This is a genomic window from Bifidobacterium sp. WK041_4_12, assembly GCF_041080795.1.
GTDB classification, from domain to species: domain Bacteria; phylum Actinomycetota; class Actinomycetes; order Actinomycetales; family Bifidobacteriaceae; genus Bombiscardovia; species Bombiscardovia aquikefiricola.
This window is the reverse complement of record NZ_CP129674.1, coordinates 1,858,527-1,878,006: the sequence shown is the minus strand read 5'-3', so window position 1 is coordinate 1,878,006 and position 19,480 is coordinate 1,858,527. Positions and strand designations below refer to the sequence as shown.

At 52.4% G+C, this 19,480-nt stretch carries 13 protein-coding genes, 1 tRNA gene and 1 pseudogene; 8 read left to right on the top strand and 7 right to left on the bottom strand.

The window, feature by feature from the left end:
• Nucleotides 1–263: 263 nt before the first annotated feature.
• Together QN215_RS10090 and QN215_RS07915 are read left to right on the top strand one after the other, a co-directional pair.
• Nucleotides 264–3,191: pseudogene (locus QN215_RS10090) on the top strand (beta-ketoacyl synthase N-terminal-like domain-containing protein); the annotation flags it as partial.
• A gap of 111 nt (nt 3,192–3,302) precedes the next feature.
• Nucleotides 3,303–3,794 (top strand): holo-ACP synthase, encoded by a 492-nt coding sequence (locus QN215_RS07915; protein WP_369343777.1) that lies wholly within the window; start codon nt 3,303–3,305, stop codon nt 3,792–3,794.
• 418 nt (nt 3,795–4,212) lie between these two features.
• Here QN215_RS07915 and QN215_RS07910 read toward each other — a convergent pair whose 3' ends face one another.
• The gene (locus tag QN215_RS07910; RefSeq protein ID WP_369343776.1) at nt 4,213–4,491 is read right to left on the bottom strand and encodes a type II toxin-antitoxin system YafQ family toxin; all 279 of its coding nucleotides are present in this window, start codon (nt 4,489–4,491) and stop codon (nt 4,213–4,215) included.
• The gene (locus QN215_RS07905; RefSeq protein WP_369343775.1) at nt 4,484–4,747 is read right to left on the bottom strand and encodes a type II toxin-antitoxin system RelB/DinJ family antitoxin; all 264 of its coding nucleotides are present in this window, start codon (nt 4,745–4,747) and stop codon (nt 4,484–4,486) included. Before QN215_RS07905 ends, QN215_RS07910 begins: the two co-directional genes overlap by 8 nt.
• A 587-nt stretch (nt 4,748–5,334) precedes the next feature.
• Here QN215_RS07905 and QN215_RS07900 point away from each other — a divergent pair.
• The gene (locus QN215_RS07900; RefSeq protein WP_369343774.1) at nt 5,335–8,229 is read left to right on the top strand and encodes an isopeptide-forming domain-containing fimbrial protein; all 2,895 of its coding nucleotides are present in this window, start codon (nt 5,335–5,337) and stop codon (nt 8,227–8,229) included.
• 67 nt (nt 8,230–8,296) lie between these two features.
• Here QN215_RS07900 and QN215_RS07895 read toward each other — a convergent pair whose 3' ends face one another.
• Nucleotides 8,297–9,274 (bottom strand): ArgP/LysG family DNA-binding transcriptional regulator, encoded by a 978-nt coding sequence (locus QN215_RS07895; protein WP_369343773.1) that lies wholly within the window; start codon nt 9,272–9,274, stop codon nt 8,297–8,299.
• A 227-nt stretch (nt 9,275–9,501) separates the two neighbouring features.
• Here QN215_RS07895 and QN215_RS07890 point away from each other — a divergent pair, with 227 nt between their 5' ends.
• On the top strand, nt 9,502–10,329 hold the full coding sequence (locus QN215_RS07890) for a LysE/ArgO family amino acid transporter (protein ID WP_369343772.1): 828 nt from the start codon (nt 9,502–9,504) through the stop codon (nt 10,327–10,329).
• Between the two features lie 241 nt (nt 10,330–10,570).
• Nucleotides 10,571–10,644: transfer RNA gene (locus QN215_RS07885), tRNA-Gly, on the top strand.
• Nucleotides 10,645–11,092: 448 nt separating this feature from the next.
• On the opposite strand, the gene QN215_RS07880 is transcribed toward QN215_RS07885, so the two are convergent.
• The gene (locus tag QN215_RS07880; protein ID WP_369343771.1) at nt 11,093–11,695 is read right to left on the bottom strand and encodes a class I SAM-dependent methyltransferase; all 603 of its coding nucleotides are present in this window, start codon (nt 11,693–11,695) and stop codon (nt 11,093–11,095) included.
• Nucleotides 11,696–12,479: 784 nt separating this feature from the next.
• On the opposite strand from QN215_RS07880, the gene QN215_RS07875 reads away from it, so the two are divergent.
• The 3 genes from QN215_RS07875 to QN215_RS07865 all read left to right on the top strand — a co-directional run bounded on the left by QN215_RS07875 (nt 12,480) and on the right by QN215_RS07865 (nt 16,485).
• Complete coding sequence (locus QN215_RS07875) at nt 12,480–12,626, top strand: hypothetical protein (RefSeq protein WP_369343770.1); 147 nt, start codon at nt 12,480–12,482, stop codon at nt 12,624–12,626.
• 356 nt (nt 12,627–12,982) lie between these two features.
• Entirely contained in the window at nt 12,983–14,140 is a 1,158-nt protein-coding gene (locus QN215_RS07870) for a DNA cytosine methyltransferase (protein ID WP_369343769.1), read from the top strand.
• A 56-nt stretch (nt 14,141–14,196) separates the two neighbouring features.
• Complete coding sequence (locus QN215_RS07865) at nt 14,197–16,485, top strand: ATP-binding protein (protein WP_369343768.1); 2,289 nt, start codon at nt 14,197–14,199, stop codon at nt 16,483–16,485.
• Nucleotides 16,486–16,723: 238 nt separating this feature from the next.
• Here the strand turns inward: QN215_RS07865 and QN215_RS07860 are convergent, their stop codons facing one another.
• The 3 genes from QN215_RS07860 to QN215_RS07850 all read right to left on the bottom strand — a co-directional run bounded on the left by QN215_RS07860 (nt 16,724) and on the right by QN215_RS07850 (nt 19,398).
• Nucleotides 16,724–17,251, bottom strand: a complete 528-nt coding sequence (locus QN215_RS07860) for a HEPN domain-containing protein (RefSeq protein WP_369343767.1) — start codon at nt 17,249–17,251, stop codon at nt 16,724–16,726.
• Complete coding sequence (locus QN215_RS07855; RefSeq protein ID WP_369343766.1) at nt 17,226–18,341, bottom strand: DUF262 domain-containing protein; 1,116 nt, start codon at nt 18,339–18,341, stop codon at nt 17,226–17,228. The genes QN215_RS07860 and QN215_RS07855 overlap by 26 nt, the downstream gene beginning before the upstream one ends.
• Before the next feature lie 346 nt (nt 18,342–18,687).
• Nucleotides 18,688–19,398, bottom strand: a complete 711-nt coding sequence (locus QN215_RS07850; protein WP_369343765.1) for a DUF5067 domain-containing protein — start codon at nt 19,396–19,398, stop codon at nt 18,688–18,690.
• Between the last annotated feature and the right edge of the window lie 82 nt (nt 19,399–19,480).

Below are 19,480 nucleotides of genomic sequence, written 5' to 3'. Positions count from 1 at the left end.
GCTTCGATGCCAATAAGGCTTTGCTGCTCGATGATCGTTGGGCATCCGCTCGTGAGGATCTTGCTCATATCTACTATGACGGTGCCTTCGAAGAGGATCCATCCGCTGAGCTGAACTTCGTAGGAGCGGGCAAGGACGTTCATAATCAGGCTGTCTGGTTCGCTGACAAGTCAAAGCGATCTGGCAATGACGCTCTGGTGGCGCGCTTTACGAAGATCGCCGACGAAGCCTTGCAAACCCCGACCAAGAACGGTTCGGGTGAATTTGCCAAGGACATCGCCATCGTCACCGGTGTGGCACCACATTCGATTGCGGCTCAGGTTGTCGCCGATTTGCTTGCAGGCGGCGCAACGGTCGTTGCCACTTCGCACAGCTTCAAGCATTCGACGATTGAGTGGGCAAAGCACACGTACCGCATGCACGCGGTGGGCAATGCCCGACTATGGCTCGTACCGGCAAATCTTTCGAGCTACCGCGATGTCGATGAACTCGTGAAGTGGGTCGGCAACGAGCAGAAGAAGACGAATGGTGCAACCACCACGATCTTGAAGCCCGAATACGAGCCAACGCTGTTCTTCCCCTTCGCGGCTCCTCCTGTTCATGGCAGCATGGCGGATTCCGGCCAGCTCTTCGAATCTCAGGCACGACTCATGCTCTGGGGTGTCGAGCGTGCCATCGCAGGCTTCTCGGCCATCGGTGCAGATACCGATGTACAGCACCGACTGCATGTGGTGCTTCCAGGATCTCCAAACCGAGGTATGTTCGGCGGTGACGGAGCATACGGCGAGGTCAAGTCGGCATTCGATGCGATCGTGAATCGTTCGCATGCGGAAACCGACTGGTCAGCTCGCGTAAGCTTCGCTCACCCTCGCATCGGCTGGGTTCGTGGAACCGGACTGATGGGTGGCAACGATCCTCTGGTCGATGTCGTTGAAAGCCACGGCTTGAAGACCTATTCGACCGCTGAAATCGCCGCCAAGCTCGTTGAGCTATGCTCGCCGGAGTCCCGTGCAAAGGCTGTTGAAGCTCCTCTGAACGTTGATTTGACCGGTGGTCTCGGCAATGAGCCGCTCGATATCAATGCACTCTGGGCGGAAGCAAAGGCAAAGGACGATTCTGCTGAGCATGCGAATGCTGAAACTACTGCAAAGGATACCGAATCTGCTCACGCCGCGAAGCTGAACAAGGCTCTGCCAACGCCGCATGTGCCTCATCAGCCACAGGTTGATCTGGCAGATTGGAAGCAGGTCAGCGCCAAGCCGGAGGACGAGATCGTTATCGTTTCCGTCGGCGAGCTTGGCCCCTGGGGTTCAGGGCGTACTCGTTTCGAAGCGGAGCTTGGCATTCACTCTGACGGTCAGGTTGATCTGACCGCTGCCGGTGTGCTGGAACTCGCTTGGAACATGGGCCTGCTCACATGGCAGGACAGCCCGAAGCCAGGTTGGTACGACGCTGACGGCAATCTTGTTCCTGAGGAAGACATTGCTGAGCGCTATCACGATGAAGTCGTGGCCCGCTCCGGCATCCGTCCATTCGATGAGGGCATGGGTAACGACTATTCAGATGGCAGCGACGAAGAAGAGCAGGATGTCTTCATCGACCATGACGTTGAGTTCTCGGTGCCAACCAAGGCGATTGCCGACGAATACATGAAGCTCGATGCCACGCGCACCTCCATTCGCAAGGATAACGAGACGGGCGAATGGATTGTCACGCGCCACAAGGGTTCGGTCGTTCGCGTGCCACGTCGCGCAACGATGAGCCGCACGGTCGGCGGTCAGTTCCCGAAGGGCTTCGATCCGTTGAAGTGGGGCATTCCCGCCTCGATGGTCGGCTCGGTTGACCAGATTGCGCTGTGGAACATCGTGACAGCCGTGGATGCATACATTTCCGCTGGTTTCTCACCAGTCGAGATTCTGCAGTCCATCCATCCATCAATGGTCGCAAGCACGCAGGGCACCGGATTCGGTGGCATGTCTTCCATGAGAAAGCTTTACCTGGATCGCTTCCTCAACAAGGAAGTCCCCACCGACATCTTGCAGGAGGCTTTGCCGAACGTTGTTGCGGCTCACGTCATGCAGGCATACATCGGCGGCTATGGCAACATGGTTCAGCCTGTGTCCGCATGTGCGACGGCTGCGGTTTCGCTTGAAGAGGGTGTCGATAAGATCGCTCTGGGCAAGGCAGACTTCGTGGTCACCGGCGCAATCGACGACATTGGCGTTGAATCCGTCATTGGATTCGGCAACATGAACGCGACGGCGAATGCTCAGGAGATGCTTGACAAGGGCATTGCTCCTCGCTTCTTCTCTCGCGCGAACGATCGTCGTCGTGGAGGCTTCCTCGAATCCCAGGGTGGCGGAACCATACTGGTGACGCGTGGTGACATCGCCTTGAAGATGGGCTTGCCTGTTGCAGCAGTGGTCGGTTACATCCACTCATTTGCTGATGGTGGCAACACTTCGATTCCTGCTCCGGGTCTTGGTGCTTTGGCTGCAGGTCTCGGTGGCAAGGATTCCAAATTCGTGCATGCTCTGGCGAAGCTGGGGGTTGCACCTGACGACATCACCGTTGTTTCAAAGCACGATACATCCACGAATGCCAACGATCCGAACGAGTCCGAGCTGCACAACACACTCGCTCACGCCATCGGCCGCACTGATGGAAACCCACTGTTCGTGATTTCGCAGAAGTCGCTCACCGGCCATGCCAAGGGCGGTGCCTGCATCTTCCAGATCAATGGTCTGACCCAGCTCTTCGAATCGGGAGTCGTTCCCGCGAACGCTTCGCTGGACTGCGTCGATCCTAAGCTGCGCCGGGACGATTATATGGTGTGGCTGACCAAACACCTGCACATTGGAACGGTTAAGGCTGGTTTGGTTACATCCCTTGGTTTCGGCCACGTTTCAGGCATTGGAGCCATTGTCAACCCGGGTGCGTTCGAGGCTGCCGTTGCCAAGACTGCCGGTAAGAAGGCGCTTCAGGAATGGCGTGAGAAGGCGAATGCTCGTCTTGCTGCCGGTCAGCGTCATCGTATCGAAGGCATGATGGGTCGCGCGGCGCTCTATGAGCCGATGGATAACCGTCGTTTCCATGAAGATGGACACGGTTATGACGGCCACGAGATTGAGAAGGCCATGCTGCTCGATCCCGATGCTCGACTCGGCGCTTCCGGCTACTACGAGCGCTGATGTTGCTGCTGGTAACGCTGTTAATGCTGTTGCTGAGATGAATATTCATACTGCCCAGTCAGACCTGATCGAGGTTCGGCTGGGCAGTTTGCATTGATAGAGTGTGATTGTATGAGCGAAATTCTTGGTTTGGGCCATGATGTTGTGGATGTTGATGCATTCGCGCAGCAGTGGCGTGAACCGTCATCGACCATGCGCAAGCTTTTCTCGGTGCGAGAGTTGCGCCAGTGCACCATGCGTGCGGCGCTCAAGCACGATGACGAGGCTTTGCACGCCGCGGCTCGTTGGGCTGGCAAGGAGTCAGTCATCAAGGCCTGGTCGGAAGCCTTGGCCGATCATGCATACCCATATTCAATCGAGAGTGTGCCTTGGCATCAGATAGAGATTCTCGATGATTCCCGCGGCCGACCGCGCGTGATGCTTGCGGCTCCTGTTGCCGAGCGGTTGATTGCTTCGCAGCAGCCGGTTGAGTGTGAGCCAGTGGAGCGTAGGTCTGCGGAGTATGAGGCCAAGGAGCGTAAGTCAGCTGAGTATGTCTGGCATGTTTCGCTGAGCCATGATGGTGGCATCGCTTCCGCCGTGGTTCTGCTGTGCCTTGAATGATTGAGGTTGAAGGCGGTCGATTGTGATGACAGCACGCTATCTCAACGTCATGCTGAATATGTGGGTGAAATAAGTTATTGTCATATTTAGATATCTTGGCTAATAGTGCTTCTGGCTCTTGGATGCGTTCTGCTAACTGGAACAACGCGAACAATGCGTTCAATGTGAGGAAAGACGGTAATTCGAACAATAACAATACGAACAACGCTGGTTTCGGGTTGCGCCAGGCACTTCACCGATGTCAGTGGGGCTTGGTCTGAAAACGACTTTGTCTCAGGGTGAATGGCGATGATCTCTTCACCAAGTTCGGGGCGTGAGTGGTGCGGTGCCCGTGCGGACCGTGGCCCTAGAGCGCTCCAGCTGAAGGCTTTGGTAATGACGGTAACACTGATGCTGATTCCGGTCACAACACTGGAGGTCAGAATGGTTGGTTGTGGCTCCCTGTCCGTGTGAGTACAAGTGTGAGGGTGTCGTGCTCGATGCGGTATATGAGCAGCCAATCTCCTTCGATGTGCAGCTCACGGTACCCTTTCCACTGCCCGGTGAGTGCGTGGTCGTGCAGTTGTCTCAGCAGTTTTGCATCGTTACGGACAATGGATTCGATGGCCTGTTCGAGTTTTCGCGCATTGGCATGTTTGGCGTTGAGTTTCTTCCAGTCGCGTTTGAAGCTGGGTGTACGTCTGATGGCGTTAATCATCCCCGTTGAGGTCTTTCATGAGTTCGCCGACCGTGGAGAATGTTGCGCCGACGTGGTGTTCGGCCTCCCATCGTGCCTGGGTGTTGATGTCCATGGCGGTGGGGGTGAAGGGGAGTTCCTGCAGGTTGACGATTTGCTGGAGATACATGTTGATGGCTCCCGTCATGTCCAGTCCCATGCGGCCCAATGTTTCGGTCGCCTGTTGCTTGAGTTGCTTGCTGGTGCGTATCTGTACTCGCGTGGTGTCGGTGCTCATGGATTGTGTCCTTTCGGTAGTTATCTGCAACAATAATATCATTTTGGAGTCATTTGTCAGTATAATGGCAGTCTGACATCTATGCTGCGATGCGTTGGGCGTCTGGTTCCGTGGCTTCTGGGGTCTTTGATGTCGTGTCGGATGTCATTGCCCAGGTCATGAACTGCATGCTTTGGTGATGGCGCGAAGCTCGCTGCTGGCGTTGGCTGTTTTTTCGTTGTTGCGGACCGTATGTGTGGCATTCTGTTGTGTGATTGCTTATCTGCTGTGAGATATAAACAATACGTCATGTATAATGTTGTTCGTCATGTTCGTTGCATGTTCTCTCCGTTGAACCTAACGCTTTGATTGCGGTCGCGGGGGGGGGGGTGCCGTTTTAGGCTTCGATGGTTGGTGCTCTCATGGGTATGTTTCGTGTGCTATGGTCTCGTGTCGGCTCAGCGCTTTCGCGTGCAGCTGCTTCTCTCTTTGAGCGTCATTTAGGTCATGTTCGCTACGGTCATGCCGGTCGTTCCTGTTCGCCGTCAACCAGAGCGAGCGTAGTGAGTCGAGGGATCTGCGCTGTTGCAGCCCTGGTCTTGTCTTTCATGGTCGTGTTGTCTGGTGTGCTGGTGTTTTCGCCGGTTGAGCGTGCGTCTGCGGATACGGTTGAGCTGGGTCCTGATGGCTATTTCAGTACGTTGAATGTTGGTGCGCTTCCGGTGGTGTCGAATGGTTGGGCGAATACGCGCAAGATTGTGTTTGGTAAACAGGGTAATGTTGGTACCTATGATTCGAAGCAGGTGTCTGGTGGGTATAAGACCTTGGCTAAGGGTGCTGTGGCGAGTGTGCCTGACGCTGATTATGGTTTGAATGAGACGTGGTCGAAGTCGGCTACGACGTCGGTTGCTGCTGGTGAGGCGTTGCTGTTCTTTGAGAATGTAGTGACAGGTGATTTTAAGTTCGACGATGCCGGTAATGGTAATTCGTTTGATAGTGCGACAGGTTCGTATAAGTCGAATCTGGCTAAGGTGTCTGATGCGGTGGGTGCGGCTAATTATTCGAGTTTCGAGAAGTCTTTGTTGCGTGCCGCCCAGGTTGAAGGTGTGTGCACTGCTGCTCGGGGTACAGGGTGCGGTTCTTACAGTTATACGGAGCAGAAGTCTTCGGTGTATTCATATACGGTGTTTCCGTTGTCTATTGGTGATGTGAGAAAGTATTTCAATCACACGAGTGGTGGTTCAGCGGATACTAACCTTGCTTCTAACGGTGGCACTCATACACGTTCTGCTATGTGGAGGAGCAAGCTCTTTAGGTTCCTAGTAAACGCCAGCGGTACACCGACCAATAACTCTGTGGGTGTCCTCGGTCCCAGGTTGCGTCCTGCTTTGCGTTTGAAGCTTGGCAATCTGCTGCTGTCTGCTCATAGTGAGAACCAGAGTCAGGTGTTGAATGCTCCGGGTTCGTCTGTGCCTGATTCGTTGCGTCTGACGTTCGTGGAGTCGGGCAAGAAGTTAAATGCTTGGTCTGCTGCAGTGGTTGGTGGTGCGGGTTCGCGCGCGTTGAGTCTGTCGGGTAGTTCTGAGTATGGTGCTGTTTTGGGTTGGAAGGTGGTTGATCCTGCGCAGCCGTTGAAGGTGCTGGGTTCTGGTCGTACGAGTGCGGGTGGGAACATGCTGCTGCCGGAGTCGTTGATGACGGACGAGTCGAAGGATTATGACTTGTATGTGTGGGGTCAGCAGGATGGGACTGCGACTGAGGGTTTGACGAATCGTGCGACGGAGCCGGTGAAGACCACTATCAAGGGGTGGAAGGTGAAGCTTCCTCCCTCGTATGGCATCGATGTGTCGGGTGTGACGGATGGTGGGTTGGCGGCGTATCGGATTGGTGACTATGGGGATGTGGCGTTTGATCATACTGGTGCGTTGGAGAGCGTGAAGGTGTCGACTCCGGTGTCTGTGCGGTCGGCAGTCGTGTCTGCGGCTGGTTCTGCTGGTGGTTCGAATGTGGATGGGGTGAATCCGATGGGTTGGGTGGTGGCCCGGTGGCTGGGCTATCCGTCTGACCCTCTGTCGGATGACACTACTTCGGCGTTTGACCCGTATGCGGGGCAGCTGCAGTCGTTCGCGCAGGCGCTGGCTGGGAAGAGCGATTCGGCTTTGGGGGGCGTGCAGGGGAGTCTTCCTGCGACGACATTCTCGAATGGTGGGACTGTGCGTCTGTCGGTGGCGGGTCCGGGCCTGTACCTGATCGTGGACTCGTCTGGTGAGTCGCTGCCGATTATCGTGGGTACGAAGGCGTTCAACGATGCTCTGGGTGTGGAGGGTGTGGAGGGTGTGGAGGGTGTGATGGTTGATTTCGCGGGTGCTGGGGTGGATGGCAGGCATCGTCTGGGGGTGGCGGAGTTGAAGACGTCGCGCATGGACCTGTCGAAGCGTGTGGTGAACGATGCCGGGGTGGATGGGTTCGACGTGGGCGCGGGCGTGGAGTTCGAGGTCGTGGCCAGGGTCCCCGACCTGGCCGGGCATGCGACGGCGTATGGGTCGTATGCGTTCTCCCTGTCTGACGTGGCCGCTCCTGGGTTGACGCTGCCGGACGTGTCGGGGGTGCGCGTGTCCATGGACGTGGACCCTGGTAATGGTCTGCCGTCTCCGGGTCTGGACGTGACCCCTCTGGTGGGTGTGGGCGTGAATGGGCAGACGCTCACGGTGGACGGGCTGAAGGCCCTGTTCGCGCAGGACAATGGCGCGAGTCCGGTGTCGAACAGTCTGGTGCCGGTGGGTGCCCTGATCCGGGTGCGCTACGTGGCGAAGGTGAACGCGAATGCTTCGTGGACGGATGCGGGTGGCGTGGTCGAGTCGAACGACAATACCGTGACCCTGTCCAGGACCATGCAGGATGGCAGTGTCGATAGTTCGCTGTCGGCTACGGCGCACGCGTATTCGTTCGAGCTGGATCTGGTGAAGGCGGACAGGAGCCATACGACCGAGTTCCTTCCGGGAGCCGAGTTCGAGGCTGACCGGCTGGCGTCTGACGGTTCGGGCGTGCAGACCCTCCAGTTCAAGCAGGCCGGTGACGGCGTGTATCGGCTGGCCGTGGACGATGAGGCGGGCACCACCCAGACCTTGGTGACGGGCTTGGGTGGCAGGCTGGTCGTGCGGGGTGTGGAGGCTCGCATGCTGACGTTGCGGGAGACGAAGGCTCCCGACGGCTATTTCAGGCTGCCGAGCGTCATGGTGCGGGCGGTGGCGGTGTGGTCGAACGACCTGTCCGCGGTGCAGGCCGTCTCGTACCAGACGGACGGCTCGGTCCTGGCAAGTGTGTCGCAGGACGGGTCGACCATCATGCTCATGGATCCCAGGGTGGGTCTGGCGAGTCTGCCGTACACGGGCAGCGTCGGCATCGCCATCCTGCTCCTGTTGGGCATGGCGGTCGGCATCCTCGCCATCCGGCCCTACTATCTGGCCCACAACGCCGAAGCCACCGCCAACCTCCTCGAATAGGCATCTAACACCCGCACCCTGATACGCGGGACGTTCGCGTGCATTCGGAATTCATGACGCGTGCTCGTCACACCAGAACTCTTCTCCCTGCAGAGATGATGGCATTGGCTACTTCGTCCAGGGCAGGGGAGGAGAGTTTCCACTGCTGCCAAAACAGGGGCAGGAGTAGAGGATCGGGCGAAAGCAATGCCAGACCATCCTTGGGGTAGTTGTCGAGGAAAGCCTTGGGGATAAGCCCCCAACCATATCCGAGCGAAATCGCGTTGTTGTATCCGACAGAGGTGGGAATGTAATGCGTGGGGGGATGAACCTTGGTGCGTGTGATGCGTCGTATGAACAGATATTGCATGCGATCCTCACGGTCATATTGAATCAGGGGTGCATGCTCGACCGCGTCCAGATTCATGCCATTCGGGAACCATCGCCGAGCAAATTCAGCAGTCGAAACGGCATAATAGGGCATTGACCCCAGTCTGGTGATCGAGCAGCCCTGCACGGCACGCCCTTCGGCGGTGATGGCCGCCATGACTTCGCCCGAACGCAGCAGTCCAGCCGAAACATGCTCGTCCTGACGACGAATGTCGATGGAAATTGACTGATGCACCACCGGTGCAAGCGCTGGCAGCACCCAACTTTCGAGCGCATCGGCGTTGACCACGATGCGGATGTTGACGGCACTTGCGGTTCGTTCGGATTTCAGCATCGAGATTGCCTCGTCCTGCGCGAGCTCTATCTGCCGAGCCAGCCGCACGAGCAGCTGCCCGACCTGTGTGGGCTTGACCGGCTTGCTGCGTTGCAGCACGATATGGCCTAATTGAGACTCGAGATTCTTGATGCGCTGACTGATAGCCGACTGCGAGATATGAAGCTCGTCAGCCGCGGCATCGAAGCTGCCGGTTTCGAGGATGGTCTGCAAGGCGTTGAGCTGTTCCAGCGGGAGTGTGCGAATCTGTTCGGCAATTCTCGTTGCAGACATGTCATCAAGGGTCTGACTGGAATCCTGAATCTTCTTGATTGCGTTGAACTCTTGAGCTGTGAGCTTCATGCTGGACTGTCGTGCTGCTCCTGTGCTGGCTTGTGTTGGTGACTTTGGCACTGTATGCACTTCCTTTCCTGCTCTTCTGGTTGTTGGATATCGCACCACGGTTTGCGATGAAGGTTTCGAATGGTTGGCACGACGGTATTGCAAAGAATTTTAACATAAGCAATACTAATAATATATAAATAAAAACACTTGGACTTATTGTTTGAGAACACATAGTCTTCTTGATTGTGAGTTCATTAGTCTTGTCTATTCTTATTGCCGGTTTCACCAGCCAGGCTGGAATTATCGTTGCCGTGGGTGCGCAGAACGCGTTCATCATCCGTCAGGGAATCGCGCGAGCATACGTTCCGCAGATACTTACCATCTGCATCGGTGCTGATATTGTGCTGATCAGTCTTGGCACCGCAGGGATGGGAAGCATGGTCTCCGCACATCCCGGCGTGCTCAAAGCCCTCACTTTGGTCGGGGCATTCGTACTGCTTATCTATGGATTCTCTGCATTCAAGCGTGTGTTCGAAACATGCATGAGATTGAAGTCTCGCTTTCGGCTGCGCAGGGCACGTGCCCTTGCCCTTGCCGGTGGCGCAGGCGTTGATGGACGCGACCTGGATGATTCGCATAGTCGTGGCGATGATGCGGATGCGGATTCAGATGTGGTCAATTCGATGGCTACCCAGTCGGCATCGTCGCTACGAGGCTCGGCATCTGCATCCATCGCAGGAGAGGTCGAATCTTCCGGTAATGAGTTCCAGCAAGGGGCTCAGACCACGTTGAAGAAAAGTCTCGTCGCATGCCTCGGTTTCACCTTCCTCAACCCTGGAGTGTATCTCGACTCGCTGGTGCTGCTCGGCGGCATTGCGGCATCCTACGGCGCTGGACTCAAATGGTCATTCGCCGCAGGTGCGATGCTCTGCAGCGTGGTATGGTTCGTTGCGCTCGGATTCCTGTCGTCCAAGATGTCAAAGCTGTTCAAGAATGAATACGCATGGCTGGTGCTCGATATCATCATCGGCATCATGATGATCTTCATCGCGGCACATCTGGCACTGCGCTGACTGAGTCGGGTCTGCAGCGGTCTCACATGCTCTGGATGTTGCTCGTGCTTCTGCATTTGCTCGTGCTTGTACTGCTTTTGCTGGTGCTTATGTTGTTGTTGCTTATGCTGCTTTTGCGGCTGAGAGCGATTGATAAGGTATGTGGTGGCGGAACTGAAGCCATCGTGTCGCGCTTTGTTTAGGGTGCATGTATAATTACTCAGGTTGCTGTGAGAGTGGCAAATGCCGCTTTCGCACCAATGCGGGCGTAGCTCAATGGTAGAGCCTCAGTCTTCCAAACTGATTACGCGGGTTCGATTCCCGTCGCCCGCTCCATGTTTCGCTTTTTAAGCGTTCATTGTGAACTTCCCAAAGTATAAAACCCCTCAATCGATGGAAATCAGGCCATTTTAACCCGGATTTTGCCCCTTTTGGGGCTTCAATACTTTGACGAGTTCACAATGAGCGCTAGGGGGTATGGGGTGCTGGCGCATCACGTCGCGCAATTGATGTGAACAAAACGCAGCCCATATCAGGGTGCGTAATCAACCCCACCAAACACAATCACGATTCAGCCCTACAGCCACAACACTTCAAAGCTAAAAACAGTCCGGACCCCCAATTGTGTGTCATACTCTGAAGTGTTGGATGCGCCCTGCCTCGTTTTTTCTGATACCGAATCCGCGTTCATAGGTGTTGATGCCTAGGGTGGGCAAACCGCGATAATCCACAGCATTCCTTGTGAGTGTTCGAGCCTGAGCCAAAATCATCGGGTCTGTCGATGTTACGCCTCGAACATATAATCGCAACGGCGCAGCTTCTTGCTGTTCGGCAATTCCTTGTCATCAAGGAAAGTCCTGATATAGCCAGCTTCATGCATTCTTTGCGTCAAGCTGTGCTCATCAACGTGGTGATATACATTGACAATATCCTTGAAGGTCTGTTCGTACGGCGACTGAGACACGAATCCGTCTGCCTCGTTGACCTGCAACACGCACGACACATAGCGCGGTTGAACTAAGGAAAGAACATTCAGAAAGGCTTCATAGCCTATGTACTCAATCACGAGATTGGCCACCACGAACTCTGCATGTGACAGGGATAAATCCTGGTCGGTAACGTCCGCCAAAACAGGTGTAAAAACGCCCTGAAGTTGAGGATAACGTTCCTGACAGACACTCAGATATTTCTCATTGATATCCACGCCGTATACATGTGCAACACGGTTAGAGTCGATATGTTCAAGCCCGTTGCCGCCAGCTACCCCCAAAATCATGATGGTGTCGGCATCTACCGATGAGAACTGCGCCTTCATGACCTCATCCAACGCTTGGAGCTGATGGACGGAATCAAGACTCATGTGACTTTCGTAATCGGAAAGATTCACATCCTTCCATGGATTCCTTGGATGCACTTGATCCCTCCTAACTGGTAACTGTAAATATTGATATATGACTGTAGCTTTTTGACCGAACATCGCAGTATTCCATCGGACACCACTCGTGCTCTGTCACGTCGCACCCAGTACGACACCCAGTGTCAGACGTGAACGGAACAACATTCCTTAGCTTTGCAGGTCTTCATTGACCTTGTGAAAAGTTCTGGATTGACAGCAAGGTTTTGAACTGAGTTTTTCCCTGATTTTCCCTAGATAAGAATTGTTGGAATTATGAGAACGGAATATGCCGAGAGGCTCAAAGATCGGTTGGTCAGGCTGTGGGCTGAATCGCAGGAGAATTGTTCGTTGCAGACGCGAGTGCCAGAAGAAGGGCCATGGGTGGCCGTGTCGTCGAGCCGCCGTACCACAGAACACTGTCTCTGGTCGCTCTGGACCAGTCGATTAGCGCACGGTGAAAGCACATATCTGATTCATCATTCGGATTACGGCACCCAATACATCACTTTGCACGGTAGGCGTCTGCACCAGCACCTCGACTACTAGATACCAAACGAAGTCGAAACCCTGGATTCATCAAACCAAGGTGGCCCCATCGAACAGTAACATACCGGGAACAGAAACCAGCAACTTCAGCTAGACAGAACAGCGCCAATGGAAATAAGCCCTCAAAGACGCATATCTACCCGACACCATCACCATCAGAGACGTCAGACACTTCTTCAGTACCCACTTCGTCCAGACAAGAGTCAGCGAAGACGTCCGAAAAGCCATCATGGGCTACGCCAAGATCCCCACCACAGCTGGATACACCTATTGGACAGCCGAATCACTCGCTGCGCTCGCCGACAACGCCCGCGCCGCGATCGGCCAGACAAGCGAGGAGACTACGGTGGCTGGAGACAGTAACATTCAGTTATAAAAATTTCCCGTATGAACATGCCCAGAGTCAGATGCCATTGTGGCGAAACGGCCACGTGATACCAGCTTTCCATCGATGAGCGCCACACTGTCCTCGCGGAAAAACTCGGCGAACGGCTCCTGCCCGATGAGCCTCGGAGACGCTTCAGACGCAGGTAGAGATGATTGAACAAGGCATCTAGGCATTGGAGAGGAAACGCGACGAGTTGGAGAGGCGGGTAAGTGTGTGCACAAATACAGTTGTCGGTAATTTCGAGCGATAGCGACCCTTGCTTTTCTTGAGAGGAAACAGTCAATCGAATATATGCAGGTGAGCTCTCGTGTTACACTGACGTCACCGATGAAACGAGTCTGATTATGAATTACAAGGCAGTCGATCTGTTTGCCGGTGCCGGGGGCATGAGCTTAGGCCTAACTGAAAGCGGCATCGATGTTGTCGCCGCCTATGAGTGGTGGGATGCGGCAGTAGATGCATATAACGCAAACTTCACTACACACCAGGCACATAAGCAGAACCTCGCAGAAGAGGAAGACTCCATCAGGATTATTTCAAAGTTTTCCCCTGACATCATTGTGGGAGGCCCCCCGTGTCAAGATTTTTCCAGTGCTGGAACACAGATCGAGGGTACGCGCGCCTCATTGACGGTTTCCTACGCGAAGATTGTGGCGCAGGTTCGTTCAAAATGCTTCGTGATGGAAAATGTTCCAAACGCACGCAGAAGCAATGCATACGGAGAAGCACGAGAAATTTTTAGAGCAGCCGGTTATGGACTTACAGAGATGGTATTGGATGCCTCGTACCTTGGAGTTCCACAGCGACGGAAGCGCTTGGTAGTTATTGGGGTTCTCAACGGTTCCGATGGGATTGCAAGAAATGCTATAGAACTCCAGGAAAGTTTTCTGCCATTGACAGTCCGGCAGGAGTATCCCGATTTTCCGGTGGAATATTATTATCGGCATCCCCGCAGTTATGCGCGTAGGGCCGTTTTTTCCATTGACGAGCCCGCTCCAACAATCAGAGGGTCAAATAGACCGAAGCCCGCCAACTACACACCTCATATCAAAGACGCGACGACGAGCGCAGATTTGCGGGCACTCACATATCAAGAACGTGCTTTGCTGCAGACGTTTCCCAAAAACTTCAAATGGAATTCACATAGCAAAACCGATATTGAGCAGATGATCGGCAATGCTGTTCCGATGGAAATGGCTAGAAGAATTGGCAAGGCCTTAAAATTGATTCTCTCTGGAGAAAGCCAGGAATATCAGTCATTCGGGGAATGGCTGAGAACCAATCAGGCAGATACTGATGCTTCTGCTCGTGACGTGGTGTCACGTCTGAGAAGAGCAGCGACACTGACTTCAAAGGTAGATCAAGCAGAACTTGACGAAGAAGAGATAATGTGCGCGGCTGAGAAGGAACAGATGAAACCTGCTGTGCTGTCTCAAGTGCTGAGGGCGCTGAAACTCTGGCAGGAGTATATTGATAATCAATCAGAGGTGCTCGTTGGCTAATCTGCCATTCTGACTGTCTCTGATTTCGGGATATTCGATGACGAGAGGGAGACCCGATGCCGGACAATGAGCAGATTGAGTTCAATTTTACATGGGACGCGCTCAAACTTTTGGGGAAGAGTTTGTACTCGAACGCGTGGTCCGCAATATCTGAATTGGTTGCAAATGGAATAGATGCCGGAGCTAGCGAAGTCACTGTTTTGGTTGATGCGAGAAATAAACAATCCGCAACAATCGAGATTATGGATAATGGTTCCGGTATGGATGATGCGGCATTGAACATGTATGCGCGCATCGGTTTTGATAGACGCCAATTTGCTCTTGACCATGGTGAGCCAACTGATGGTGTCATGGGGCGGAAAGGCATTGGTAAACTCGCTGCGCTGTATCTTTCGGATGATTATGATTTGCTGACAAAAACGAGTGCGGTGGACGAAACCTGTTGGAATCTGCGGTACATGAGTGATGTGGATGGGGATGAAAACCCCAGTCTGGAGGCGACGGAAAAACCTGAGCTTCTCACAGCCCGATGGGAACAAACGGATACGGGTACTGTACTCAAACTGCGGAACGTAGATTTACGGCACATCGGAGAAGTCGCGTTTAACCAGCTTTCGATCAGGCTGGCTAACCAATTCCTTACGACTTCAATGCATCATGCAACAGTGAAACTTGCTGTGATTCAGAATAATAACGAAGCAGCAAACCCAGAATTTCAACCGGTTAAGAAGGCAATAGCATTCCATAATCTTGCCTTTATCGCAACAAATTTCCCGGACCAACTGGATATGCCTAACGACATTCGCAACATTGCTTCAGCGGAGCAAAGTCGCCCCGATTTCAAAGAAAGTGGCCAGTCTGGACAGAAAGCGATGAAAGACGTGCCGCGCGACGAGAAGGTTCTTATTCCTTATCGAGGTCGCGATTTGACCCCATATCAGCATTTACCAAGGGTTCGCTGGATGACTGAACCCAAAACGCCACAAATCGAACAGAACCCTGTCCATGGGAGCGAAGAATTCAGGATTACTGGACAGATTCACGAAATCTCTAAGCTGGGTGACTCAACTGCCCGGATTGATGCTGAAAATAACACGGTTACCATACCATATCAAGTAACGGGATGGATAGGCATACACGCCACAATCGAACAGAGTGCGGCAAGAGACAACGATGAGAACTATACCAAAGGCAGATGGTACAACCCCAATTCGCTCCGTCTTTATGTGAGGGACAAATTGGCTGATGAAAACCTTCTCGATAAGTTAGGAATTACCCAAGCGTTCCTGAACTACGTTGAAGGAGAAATTAGTTTCGACATCTTGGACGATGATTTACTTCCAGATATTGCGACCTCAAGCCGTCAAGGTTTTGATGAGTTGGACAAACGATGGACCTTGCTCATCAGTATCGTAAAACCGCAAGTTCAGGCGCTGATACGTGAGAGACAACAACTTGCTGAAGAACAAAGGAACACCGCGAACGAATATCGATCAGAAGTCGAGACGAATGCGAAAACCGAAGCGGTCAGATCCATACGCTCAAACATCAGGAACAATAAAGGCATTCCCCCTGAAGCAGGGAATCAAGTTTTAGCGGACGTGACACAGCGTCTACAAGGAGAAACTAAACTGCACGCGAAAGAGGACTACATCATCTTCATATCGCACGCGAGTAGGGATAGGCGCCTGTCTGATTTCATATATGAGTATATGCGACACATCGGGGCTTCCGAGGAAGAATTCTTTTACACCTCTTCAAGAGATAAATCAAGCCTGTCTAAGAATACGACAGCGCTAAATGAACAAATACGGTTAAACCTCACCCAGCATAATGCTCTGGTTCTGTATGTAACGTCCACAAACTTCTTAGATTCAGATTTCGCAATGTTTGAGGCAGGGGCAGGATGGGCAACCAAAACAGCAGAAGAATATCAAATCATGTCCGTTCAGCACAGCGAAATACCCCAGTGCATTGACGATAATCGCTATGCTGTAACTCTCGATAATGGCGCGAACATCACGCTCGCAAAAGACCACTATTCAAGCATCGTTCAGTTGCTCAACGAACTGATCAAACATCTTAACAAGGGCAGAACAATCAAAAAGAATGATCTGTTGCCTGAAATTCAAACAACACAAATTCCAACGGAACTCGAACTTCGACAGAGTGGGAAGACCGAAGAAAACTATTGGGATCCTGATGTCCTGCAATACTGGCAACAATACGTTGATAACGGAATAACTACAGATGATGCACCGCTGAACGAATACGAAGAAAAGTTATCTCAAGCCCGCACTTTGCATTCAGACCACGTTCAAAAGCTCAAAGAGCTATATAAATAAACTGATAACAGGTAGAAAGTGCCTAACAAAGTCAAGATCTTTTCAGCGCTTGCAGACAACGAAAAGCTCCATCGGCGCTGAGCATCTGACAAGAATTTTAGGCTGTTCAGACTGAATTCCATGGTGACCTTCACTGTGCTATCGAGCGTGAATGAATCCCTTACATCGACGGGGGATAAAGGTTTCTACAAGGTGCTTCGTGGAGCGCGACGTGCAGAGGAAATTCGAGTTGAAATGATTACTCTTCACTGTTTTCGGCGAAGGTGTGTTTCAGTGTATTGCTGAACCACTGAATCACATACTTCCCCTCTTTGTAATATTTGATTGCCTCCTCGAAAGTAAGATTTGATGTATGTTCCATCCCACCATGAACGAAACTATTTCGATTTCGTATTACCTGTGCATAACTGTTAATGATGTGATGCCCGTTTGCAGTTTGTGCTTTGTCCTGGGAACTGCTGAGATTCTTAAAATAGTCACAGTACTGATTTCCGAGGTATTTTAAATACCCGGTCGTTAGTTCGGGATAAGAGATGTGTCCATTCATTTGATTCCACTGTTCTCGAGCGAAGGTGCTAAGAACGGCGTTGTGTTTTGAATCGATAAAATTTAGTAGTGCTTCATGAATTTCGATTTCATAAGACGTGGTTGCGGCAACAACTACCATGCCGGTAAAAGCGATTCGTTGAGCGGGATCTTTTATTGATGGGTATGCAACTCTTAGGCCTTTAATGGCGGTTTCAGCGTGCTGATACATAATCGTCATCTTCATAAGGCTTGCTGCTCAGATATTTCAAAACACTGCGTATACGAAGCTGTACGGTTTTTTCATCCGTGGTGTTGGTCGTGGTTCTTTCGATAAATTTTTCGTCTAATTGCAGTTGCTTCCAGTTGTGTGAAAGGTTAGGCAAATCCAATTCGTCATAGTTCCGAATTAGGACAGACATAACCGAATCAAGGGTCGCGACATTCAGTCTTCCGCGAGGGAAGAAGGCTTTTTCACCGAAGGTTTCATAGGCCATCTTTGTAGCTCGCTGGAACAGAAAATCGAAATCAAATGTGGAAGAACTTGAAGAATTTTTATTGGATGAAATGCTCTTGTTCAAAAATTCTGTCAGTGGCTTTTTATAGTCCGATCGATAAAACGAAAGTGCAAAGATTCGTAATATAAGTTCTGTATCTTTTTGCCGCCTGTCTTCGTCAGATTTTCCTATAAGCTTTCTCCAGTTTTTGTCTCGGTTGAGTGCCTTGAGCCCATCATTGAATGGACCGCGATATACGACGTTTCGAATTTCCTGACTGCTCAAGCGTGTGCCGCCTGTGTTCAGTCTTTGGAAAATGTAGTAGGCACTCGAACCATCGTTGCCAGGTTTGAGTTGTTGAACATTCATTACCCTGATGACGCTCGATCTGAGTCTTCTCTGGTACTTGGGGGCTAACTCAAGGTATGATTTTCCTGACCAGGGTGCTTTCTCATCGAGGCCGCTTAGTCTGAAGGTCTTACGGGTGCCATTTGGCTTTTCTGGACCAAAATACCCTTCCATATAATAAATGATACTTGTCAGTCTTTGTTGCCCGTCAATGACCTGGTACTGATCATTCCCATCACGGTAAAAAAAGAGCTGAGGAACCGGTAGCCCCGTCAAGAAGGAATCGATCAGGAGTGACGCTTGTTTCTGGTTCCAGACAAAATTTCTTTGATACTCGGGAATAATAATGTCTTTCGATTTCCACATGTCAACTAGTACTTGGAACGTCAAATCTGAAGGATATGTTGTTACGTCAAAAGTCAAATATGGAGTTTCTTCGTTTTCTGTCTCTTCTTTCCCTTCATAAGGGAAATCATCTTCACTCATATATCCAGTCCCCTTCTTTGAAACTGTAAAGTTTCCTGCTCCGACAAACACAATGACTGTCACAGAACGGCATCAACATTTTTTGAATCGAAATTAATGCATTCCCTAACTCTTTATCGGAATATGAAGCAAGTATATCGCTTCATTATGTTTGAGAACGTTGGTAGATATTCTCGTAATGTTGTAAATCCATAGGGCACGAATTTGTACTAAATTCTCAGCACCTGAGGTAGGAAATGGTAATCTGGGGCCTCCAATGCAGGCGTCAAAGAACGCTGCGCACTCAAAAATTCATTTAACCACGCTGCAGACGCACGGTTGATGGGAATGCTTGGAGCTCTCGCGGCTATAGGGTGAATTCTTTGGCTATCTTGGTGTCTCCTCCGATGAAGTCTGATGCTTCTATGGTGACGGGGCTGGTCTCGTCGGTGAGGACGTAGGCGACGGTCACGGTCTGCGTGGTGCCTTTTTTGAGGGTCGTCATGCTTGCGTTTGCGTCGTATCCTTCAGGATGATCGAGGTAGATAGCAAGATTGAGGCTTGCCCCGTTCTGGAAGGCCTTGGTGTTGAAGGCTGTCATGAACATGGTGTCGTCGCCGGTGTTGGTCCATTCGTAGGTGGCGATGACGGTGGGTTTGCCGTCGTAGTCGTTGCCTGCCTTGGTGAGGCCAGCGATCTTGATGTGGCCGTGTGTGAGGTATGCCTCGTCGAATGCCGTTTCAGACTCTTTCCCGGTTTCCTTGTTGCCCGCTTCGCTGGCCTTGCCTGACGCGGTCTCGCTCGCGGTGGGTCCGGTGAACGCGTCGTCGATTGCTTTGCTGAGCGCTGCCTGGACGGTTAGCGCGACGATGATGGAGATTGCGGAAAGTGCCAGACCGAGGATGGCGATGATCCTGCCAGATCGCTTGCCCTTGGCGCGCGTAGCGATAACGGCCACGATGCCAAGCACCGCGCCTATGGCACCAAGTATCACCGACCCGTTGTTAAGAATGGGAATGTAGCAGATAAGCAGACTCAGTATACCGAGCACGAGAGCAATGATCCCTGAAACGGTCACGCCCTTTCCGGCGGGTGGAATGTCTGAACCGGCTGAAAACCCTCGGGGGAGGGCGGCTGGACGGGCTGGGGTGTGGGTGAGT

What these genes read in the sequence shown, in the direction of transcription:
- QN215_RS07915 (WP_369343777.1), top strand. Translation starts at nt 3,303, where the DNA reads ATGAGCGAAATTCTTGGTTTGGGCCATGATGTTGTGGATGTTGATGCA.
- QN215_RS07910 (WP_369343776.1), bottom strand. Translation starts at nt 4,491, where the DNA reads ATGATTAACGCCATCAGACGTACACCCAGCTTCAAACGCGACTGGAAG.
- QN215_RS07905 (WP_369343775.1), bottom strand. Translation starts at nt 4,747, where the DNA reads ATGAGCACCGACACCACGCGAGTACAGATACGCACCAGCAAGCAACTC.
- QN215_RS07900 (WP_369343774.1), top strand. Translation starts at nt 5,335, where the DNA reads ATGGTCGTGTTGTCTGGTGTGCTGGTGTTTTCGCCGGTTGAGCGTGCG.
- QN215_RS07895 (WP_369343773.1), bottom strand. Translation starts at nt 9,274, where the DNA reads ATGAAGCTCACAGCTCAAGAGTTCAACGCAATCAAGAAGATTCAGGAT.
- QN215_RS07875 (WP_369343770.1), top strand. Translation starts at nt 12,480, where the DNA reads ATGGGCTACGCCAAGATCCCCACCACAGCTGGATACACCTATTGGACA.
- QN215_RS07870 (WP_369343769.1), top strand. Translation starts at nt 12,983, where the DNA reads ATGAATTACAAGGCAGTCGATCTGTTTGCCGGTGCCGGGGGCATGAGC.
- QN215_RS07865 (WP_369343768.1), top strand. Translation starts at nt 14,197, where the DNA reads ATGCCGGACAATGAGCAGATTGAGTTCAATTTTACATGGGACGCGCTC.
- QN215_RS07860 (WP_369343767.1), bottom strand. Translation starts at nt 17,251, where the DNA reads ATGACGATTATGTATCAGCACGCTGAAACCGCCATTAAAGGCCTAAGA.
- QN215_RS07855 (WP_369343766.1), bottom strand. Translation starts at nt 18,341, where the DNA reads ATGAGTGAAGATGATTTCCCTTATGAAGGGAAAGAAGAGACAGAAAAC.